The sequence below is a fragment of the Microbacterium sp. UBA1097 genome (assembly GCF_002313585.1).
GTDB lineage: Bacteria > Actinomycetota > Actinomycetes > Actinomycetales > Microbacteriaceae > Microbacterium.
The window spans coordinates 1-8016 of the sequence record NZ_DCBW01000034.1 but is presented as its reverse complement, the minus strand read 5'-3'; the positions used below and the strand labels follow the sequence as shown (position 1 = coordinate 8016).

Annotated in this window: 9 protein-coding genes; 5 read left to right on the top strand and 4 right to left on the bottom strand. The window is 66.7% G+C overall.

Features of this window, described 5'->3' with window-relative positions; genetic code table 11:
* Positions 1 to 177 precede the first annotated feature (177 nt).
* Complete coding sequence (locus tag B4F19_RS08100) at positions 178 to 1788, top strand: HNH endonuclease signature motif containing protein (protein WP_292734010.1); 1611 nt, start codon at positions 178 to 180, stop codon at positions 1786 to 1788.
* Here B4F19_RS08100 and B4F19_RS08095 read toward each other — a convergent pair.
* The 4 genes from B4F19_RS08095 to B4F19_RS08080 form a co-directional block, all read right to left on the bottom strand.
* On the bottom strand, positions 1754 to 2506 hold the full coding sequence (locus B4F19_RS08095; RefSeq protein ID WP_292734007.1) for a YqjF family protein: 753 nt from the start codon (positions 2504 to 2506) through the stop codon (positions 1754 to 1756). The two genes, B4F19_RS08100 and B4F19_RS08095, sit on opposite strands and share 35 nt — an antisense overlap.
* Before the next feature lie 76 nt (positions 2507 to 2582).
* Positions 2583 to 3077 carry a GNAT family N-acetyltransferase gene (locus B4F19_RS08090; protein WP_292734004.1) on the bottom strand — a complete coding sequence of 165 codons (495 nt, stop codon included), beginning with the start codon at positions 3075 to 3077 and terminating at the stop codon, positions 2583 to 2585.
* 45 nt (positions 3078 to 3122) lie between these two features.
* Positions 3123 to 3533 (bottom strand): hypothetical protein, encoded by a 411-nt coding sequence (locus B4F19_RS08085; RefSeq protein ID WP_292734001.1) that lies wholly within the window; start codon positions 3531 to 3533, stop codon positions 3123 to 3125.
* 95 nt (positions 3534 to 3628) lie between these two features.
* Entirely contained in the window at positions 3629 to 4276 is a 648-nt protein-coding gene (locus B4F19_RS08080) for a DUF6226 family protein (RefSeq protein WP_292733998.1), read from the bottom strand.
* Between the two features lie 138 nt (positions 4277 to 4414).
* Between B4F19_RS08080 and B4F19_RS08075 the strand changes: the two genes are divergently transcribed.
* The 4 genes from B4F19_RS08075 to B4F19_RS08060 form a co-directional block, all read left to right on the top strand.
* On the top strand, positions 4415 to 5095 hold the full coding sequence (locus B4F19_RS08075) for a Type 1 glutamine amidotransferase-like domain-containing protein (RefSeq protein WP_292733995.1): 681 nt from the start codon (positions 4415 to 4417) through the stop codon (positions 5093 to 5095).
* 59 nt (positions 5096 to 5154) lie between these two features.
* Complete coding sequence (locus B4F19_RS08070; protein ID WP_292727044.1) at positions 5155 to 5847, top strand: hypothetical protein; 693 nt, start codon at positions 5155 to 5157, stop codon at positions 5845 to 5847.
* Positions 5848 to 5866: 19 nt separating this feature from the next.
* Positions 5867 to 6319, top strand: coding sequence for a helix-turn-helix domain-containing protein (locus B4F19_RS08065; protein ID WP_292727046.1), 453 nt, complete (start codon positions 5867 to 5869; stop codon positions 6317 to 6319).
* 392 nt (positions 6320 to 6711) lie between these two features.
* On the top strand, positions 6712 to 8016 hold a 1305-nt coding region (locus B4F19_RS08060), incomplete at its 3' end, for an SGNH/GDSL hydrolase family protein (RefSeq protein WP_292733991.1).

The following is an 8016-nucleotide window of genomic DNA, read 5'->3' as shown; positions in this document are numbered from 1 at the left end:
ACCTGCCTGGACATCACACCTAGGTGCGCCGACGTCGGTCTGGTGTCGAGCTTAGGTCGGTGCGTTCGGGGGCGTCGGTTCCTCCCCAGGCGGCTCGGGAAATGACCTGTCCACAGGCTGTTTTCGGGTTGGCTTCGGCCCGCGATGAATGTCGGAGGTCGGTGAGAGAGTGAGCGTATGAACATCCTCACGGCGATGCGCGAGCGGCTGGACCGCCTCGCGGTTTTCGCTGAGCTGGATGTCGAGCCCTCGAGCCTCCCGTCCGGCGCCGCAGCGCTCAGTGATGCATCAGTGCTGGAGGTGCTACGCGAGGTCACGGGCATCGCGAACGACGCGGAACGGTTGCAGTCGGTGGTCGCCGGCGTCGCCGCCCAGCGGTCGAAGCGTGAGAACGGTCATTCCGGGCTTGCGGCTACGCAGGGGCACGCGTCGCCCGTTGCCCTCGTGCAGTCGATCACCGGCGGCACGCGCGCTGATGCGCTGCGGCAGGTTCGTGTCGGGCAGTCGCTGCTCGATGGTTCCGCGCCGGATGCGGGTGCTGCCTCGGGTGCTGAGCCGGCACGGGCGACGGATGACTCCCCCGACACCACCCGCGCGCCCTGGCATGCACCGTTGCAGGCCGCCCTGTGGGCTGGGCGGTTGACGACGGCCCAGCACGATGCGATTCGCAGTGGTCTGGGTGAGCCCGAGGCTGAGGGTGTAGACCCGGCATCCGCCGTGCTCGCGTGGTCGGTCGCAGCCGAGACCCTCATCGATGAGGCGGTGGCTGGGGCGTCCGTTGAAGAGCTGCGGTCGCGGGCCCGGCAGTTGCGAGACATCCTCGACCCGGTCGGCGCCGAGAACCGGTTCCAGGAGCGGTATGAGAAGCGGTCGCTGCGCACATGGATCGACCAACACGGACAGCACCACGGCCACATCGTTTTCGACGATGAGATGGCGCTCTGGTTGCGGTCGACCTTCGCCGCCGCGCTGCGCCCCCGGCGGGGTGGCCCCCGGTTCATCTCGGATGCCGACCGCGCCGCAGCGAAGGAGCTCTCGGACGATCCGCGCAGCAACGAGCAACTCGAATACGACCTGTTCGTCGATCTCATCCGTGCCGGGGCACTCGCCAACGCCTCCGATGTCTTCGGGGCACGTCAACCCGGGGTACGCATCGTCATGGTCGGCGAAGCTGAGGGGCCACGGGACCCGATCGGCCGCCTCATCAAGACCGGGCACGCCGAAGACGGCGGCGACGCCCTTCCCGGATCGGTCGTCGACCGCAACATCTGCATGAACGGAACCGTGACCGTCACCGTCGATTCCGGCGGCAACCCGCTCGATGTCGGACACGAGCAGCGCCTGTTCACGACGAAACAGAAGATCGCGCTGGCTGTTCGCGACGGCGGATGCGCCGGCGAAGGATGCCCCGTGCCGGCGTCGTACTGCGAAGCCCACCACATCGACCACGTGGCCACCGAGAACGGCCGTACCGACATCGACCGCGGCATACTGCTCTGTCGGTTCCACCACATGCAGCTCCACAACAACAGGTGGAAGATCATCCGCGACGGTCACGGCGCGTTCGTTCTCGTGCCACCCGTGGGTCATCTGGGGCCCCGCGGCGAACCGGCGAGTCCGCGCGCGCTGCGAACGAAAGCTCCCTGGGCATGGGCGTGGGATCCGCCGCCCCCACCCGACAGACCACCGTGGCGCGAGGGAAGACCCCCGGACAGTGAAGAGGTTGCGCTCGCCAGGCACACGGAGGCCGCGCTCAGCGCACCCGCACGGGAGCCGCGAACTGGGTGACGAAGCCAGGATGATCCATCGGCATCGCCAGCACCGAATCCGGCCGGCGCGCGGCAAGGTCCTCGAACCCTCGGTCAGCGAGAAGGCCATCACGGATGCCGAGCAGCTCCGCCCGCCGCAATGGCCACGGCTCGTGCGTATTGGCGGCCCAGATCGTCTGCCCCAGGTGACGCTCGTGAAAGCCCCACCGCGCAGTGAGGAAGCGCGACAGCTCGTCATCCACCACCTCATCACCGACCCGCACACGCAGTCGCGTTCCCGGGCCGCGCGCCGCGCCATCCACCCGCCGTCGCCGAGAGCGGTACTCGACGGTCGCGGCATCCATCGAATCAAAGCGATGGCCGATGCTCGCCCACCGGTACGGCAGCCCGAACAGCGCATTGGCCGTCAGCACCGGGATGAGGTGCTCAGCCTCAAGGGTCAGGAACACCACCCCACGCCGACCCTCGTCGTCGATGCCGTACGTGCGGACGTTGATCTCATTGAACGTGCCGAGAAAGGGCACCGGCGGGGCGGGCAGGAACTGAAACTTCGACAAGACGAACGGAACGAGCCCGATCCACCCCGACCCGTCGAAGACGTCCGGGCGCACCCCCGGCGGCAGCAGCGGCGCCAAGCGCGCAGCATCCACCCGCCAATGCAGGAAGATCGCCCGCGACCAGCGCTGCGCGATGACCGCCCGACCCGGCAGCGGCGGGGCATCGTGCGAGAAGGTCATGCCCCCATTCTTGCGTTGTGTCTCTTATCGCGTTGTGCCGTTGGAGCGGCTCCATCCGCTCGCGGCGGCGACGGAATCAGCGGACCATCCGCACCGAGCTCAGCAGCGGACGGTGTTCATCTTCACGACGAACGCCGTCGAGCGCGAAGCCGTTGCGCTCGTAGAACCGGATCGCGCGAGGGTTGCGCTCGGCGACCCACAACATCGCACGGGCGTCGCCGAGGACAGCATCCAGCAGCGCCTGAGCCAGCCCCGTGCCGTACTCGCTCCCGAGGACGTAGATCAGCAAAAGCTGTCGCTCACGCGGAACGTCCTCGCCCTCGGCGCCAGTAGCGCCCCCCGCCATCGCGATGCCGACAATCCGCTCGTCCCGGATGCCGACACGAAACACGGCGCCCGGCGGCGGATCCCGCAGGGTGCCCCGCCACCACTGCCTGCGCGACTCCGCGTACTCGGGCGTGAAGAAGCCGTCGGGAAGGAGATGCGTGTAGGCCTCTTGCCAGCTCTGGACGAGGACTGCAGCCCACGCGTCGGCATCCGTTGCGTCGGCGGCGCGTATCGTCCAGGTCATCCGGCCATGGTGCCACGCGTCGGCGCGACGACGGGGATGATCGGGCTACCCGACCGGCTCCAGCTCGAGCAGCGTACCGGGACCGATGTCCACGACCACCGAGTCGGCGGGCGTCACACCGTCGGGCGCGGCGATCCGAAAAGTCGTCGGACCCAGGTCCGCCGTGCACACCGGCCCACCCTCGCTCCGGAGCTCGATACTGAACTGGCCGGGAGCTGTCATGTCCAGCGACACCGGAGCATTCGGGCATGAACTGCTGCCCCAGGTGATCACGAACCAGTCCTCGCCGTTGTCTGCCCATACGACCGCCGGCTTCGGGTCCAGCCCGTCGAACTCGACGCTCGACGCCTCAGGCGGTAGGTCCCGGAGTTTCTCCGAGTAGAACGTGCCGCATCCGGTGAGCAACACCGCTCCCGCAAGCAGACCCGAGGCCACTGCCGCCACCCGATGCCCCATTGACCAATACTCTCGCCTCGCCACGCCCGATTGACCGACCGATACCAAACCGAGAGCTGACTGGTCGTCGCCCGCGGCAGTGGACGGCGGGCGGGTCAAGATTCAACCGCGACGCGGGGCCATGACGCCCAGCCGTCGGAGAGCGCTCGCAGGATCGGGCGGGCCGCCTCGACGCGGTCTGCGGGAAGGTCCGTGACGCCGCGCCCACCCCGACTGGTGCCGTCCGGGTTCGCGAGCGTGAACTCGATCCACGGCTCGCGCCCGTCGGTGACGCTCTCGCGATATCCGCCACCGACGACCGCGAACACGTGCCGCTCGAGCTCGTCAGCCTCCGCCTCCCACGTCGAGTCGCACGCATCGCAGCCGCACATCGGGTAGAAGAAGTCATGAAGCAGGCCCGCGTGCACGAAGACTCCCGGATAGTCGGTGTAGACCAGCGTGAGACCAGCGCATCGCGGATCGTTCGGCTCAATGCGCACCGCCCGCACGAAGGGCCTGCTCGGGCGAAGGAGATCGCCCACGACATCCGGACCCTCCGTGATCCGCACGTCATAGGTCTCAGCGAGATGCGCCACGAGCGCATCGGCGACCGTGTGGAGCGGAGCGAACCGTTCGAGGTGCGTGTCGACCGAATAGGTGTCGGTTGGGGGTGAGTCCTCCCAGCGCTTCCCGTACTCGATGACCTGGCCGTCGGCGTCACGGAACACCGGCGCATCGATCAGCGGACGGCGGTACGAACTCACCCGGCCATTCTTCCCCTTCCCCCATCGCGGCGACCTTTCCGAAGACTCCCCTATGGCCCCTCAGAGACATACAGACGGCTTGACATGCATAGAGGAATCTGAGGTGCTGAGGAGGCACCCTGACGACAAGGAGAGATCATGCGATTGCTGTTGACCGCCGGTGGGGTAACCAACCCCACCATCCAGGCCGCGCTCGTCGATCTGCTCGGCAAGCCGATCGAAGAGTCGACAGCGCTCTGTATTCCTACCGCGATGTACGGCCATCCATGGCTCGGACCGGGCGTCAAGGCGTGGGAGTTCGCCGCGGGCCAAGAAGCCGGCAACCCGATGGTCTCGCTCGGGTGGAAGTCGGTGGGACTTCTCGAGCTCACGGCGCTGCCGAGCATTCCCGACGAGCGATGGATGCCGCAGGTACGCGACGCCGACGTGCTGCGCGCCTCAGGCGGCGACGCGATCTATCTGCACCACTGGCTCCGCGAATCAGGGATGCTCGACCTGTTTGGCGAACTCGACGACACCGTGTGGGTCGGGATGAGCGCCGGCAGCATGGTCATGACCCCGCGGATCGGCGAGGAGTTCGTCGGCTGGAAAAAATCAGATCTCGGTGACCGCGGCCTCGGACTCGTCGAGTTCGCGATCTGCCCGCACCTCGCCGTCGGCGATCGGCCCGGCAACTCGATGGAAGCCGCCGAGAAGTGGGCATCGAAGATCGACATCCCGGCATTTGCGATGGATGACGAGACCGCGATCGTCGTCGACGGCGACCGGGTCGAGGTCATCTCAGAAGGCGTCTGGCACCGGCTGGGCGACCGCGACTAGTTCCACCTAAGGGGCGTAGACCCTCGTCAGTATGTTATCTGATCTGATAATCTGCGTGGATGGATGATGCGATGGCAGATCTCCCCGAGGGTCTGAGTGACGTGCTCGAGTCGGCCGCACGGCTGCAGGCCCGCGTGCCGGATGCCGTTCTCGTCGGTGGTGCTGCCGCCGCACTCTATGCGCGCCACCGGATGTCGACCGACCACGATCACATCATCGAGGATCTCCAGGATCGTTACGAGCAGATCCTCGATGCGCTGGAGCGGGAAGGCGACTGGGTCTTCAACAGAGGAGTTCCCGGCAAGATCATTCTCGGCGAACTCGGCGGTATCGAAGCGGGCGTCCGTCAGATGATTCGCACCCGACCGCTTGAGGTTCAGTCAGTGACCGTGCCGACCGGCTCCACCATCACGGTTCCCACCCTCGACGAGATCGCGCGCATCAAAGGCTTCCTTATCGTCAAGCGCAACCAGATGCGTGACTACCTCGACGTTGCCGCGCTGTCCTATCGCTTCGGTCCGGAGCGAATCGGCGCAGTGCTCTCTCGGATCGACGACTACTACACCGACCCCTCTCACCCGGAAGACCGGCCTGTGCAATCACAGCTCGCCAGACAACTAGTCGATCCATCGCCGAGAGATCACACCCGCATCCGCGATCTATCGACCTACAAGAAGCTCGAGCGGCGCTGGCACGACTGGCAGAACGTGGTCGCCGACTGCCGCGCACTGGCCCCGTACGTCGCTGCATGAGTGCCGAAAGGAGCTGAGAATGCCACTTCGATTCCGCAACATCGACACCACCCCCGACGCCCCCGTGCGCGAGTGGGGGTTCGAAGGCATGCTTGCCGCACTCGACCGGGGCTACGCGCCGCACTGGTCTCGTCTCGCATCCGCCGTGGCATCCGAGCCGGGTCTGCGCGAGGTGTTCGAGGAGGCCGCTGAGGCCGCAGAGTCGCGCACCACCGTGGCGCTCGTACGCGAGATGATCGACCACAAGAAGCGGACGTCGTCGGACGTCGCCCGAGAACGCCTCCGCTCCGCCCAGCGTGCGAGCGGACTCACCCAGCGCGAGCTCGCGTCTGCCCTCGGAACGTCCGCGAGCCGACTGAGCACCTATCTGAGCGGTCGCGTGACTCCTGCCATGGATGTGCTGGTCGCGGCCGAGGAACTCGCAGACCGAGAGGTCGCCCTGCGCAACGCCCGCGAACTGATTCTGCGGTAGATGTTGCACGAGTTACCCATCACCGACATGGCGCGTACCCGGAGCCATAGTTCCACTGGGTGCTGAGCGCGGCCGAAGCGAGGTCGCCCCTCCGATCACCGATACGGAGCGGGCCGCGGTCGACATGGCCCGACGAGGCTCATATCCGACGATCAGCCCTGCCGCGATGTTGCTGATCGCGTGGACGGTGGCGCCGGCAGCGAAGCCAGCCAGGCAGCGATCCCGAGTGCCTCCGTGGGGTTCAGGACGATCGCCAGCCACCCTGCCCGAACATGCGGCGCCAGCAGCACTGCCGCCCAACAGTGGTGCAGACCCTCGACGAGACGGCCCCGGCGCCGCATCCGAAACGCCACGTGTGGTGGCGACTGCGGCAGCGCCGCTAAGGTGATGCCGTGCGAAAGCTGATGGCGGCTGTTGCTGCGACGACCGGTCTTGTCCTCTTGCTCTTCACCGGAGCGCCAGCGACTGCCAACGGCGGATCCGGCCCGCTCGACGGCCTCGACTACGTGTCACTCGGCGACTCCTATCAGGCGGGGTTCGGTCTCACCCCCTTCAGCAACACCAGCCCGTTCGCCGGCGACCCGAACGGCTGCTATCAGGCCGACGGCAACTATCCGCACATTCTCGCCGCCGCTTTCGGTCTCACCATCAACGACCAGACCTGCTCCGGCGCGATCACCGCCAACATCGGCTACGGGTCAGCCACCGTTCCGGCAACCGACCCGAACGTCATCCTGCCGACGCTCCCCGACGTCTCCACACTGCAGGTGACCCTGTCGGGAATGACCGCACCCCAACTCCAGTCGGCGGGGCTCACCGCCGACACCGACGTCGTCACCGTCGGGATCGGCGGAAACGACCTCGGCTTCTCGTCGATCGCAACCGCGTGTATGCGACTCACCGTCGACAGCGACCCCGCCTACCTCGAGTACAAGGTCGGCGCGTTCGACAACTGCAAGGACTACTTCGACGACCCGGTCACCTACCCGTCCGCGTACCTCGCAGGACGCATCAGCGATTCGGTCGCTCCCCGACTCGCACAGAGCTTCGCCGAGATTCGCGCAGCGGCCCCCAACGCGCAGGTCTTCGTCGTCGGCTACCCACAGGTCGCCCCCAACAACGCGACGGATGCCTGCTTCACAGCGCCGACCACCGACGACGCCGTCCCATACAGCGGCGTCGACCTGCAGTTCCTGCACGACATCGAGCAGCAACTCGACGATGCGATCGAAACCGCCGCAACCGCCGCCGACTTCACCTTCGTCTCGACCTGGGATCAGACTGCAGCAAACACGCTCTGCACCCCCGACCCGTGGATCAACGGCATCACGCTCTACATCAACAGTGGCTCGACCTGCGACCCTGGATACCTGCCCGCCGACTCGGAAGCGTACGTGTGTGTGAAGCTCGGCGCCCTGCACCCCGACGAGGGCGGCGTACTCGAAGTCGCCAACATCGTGCAGCAGGCGATCACCGACTGGACACAGACACGCGGAGTGACCGCGAGTGTAGGAGAGGTCGCGCAGGGAGGGCAGCTCACGCTCTCCGGCGGCGGGTTCGGCCCCAACGAGATGGTGAAGATCGAACTGCACTCCGCTCCCGTGCTCCTCGCCACCGTTCCCGCCAGCGGATCAGGAACCTTCTCGACGACACTGACGATCCCCGCGAGTACGACTGGACTGACCCCGTTTTGTAGG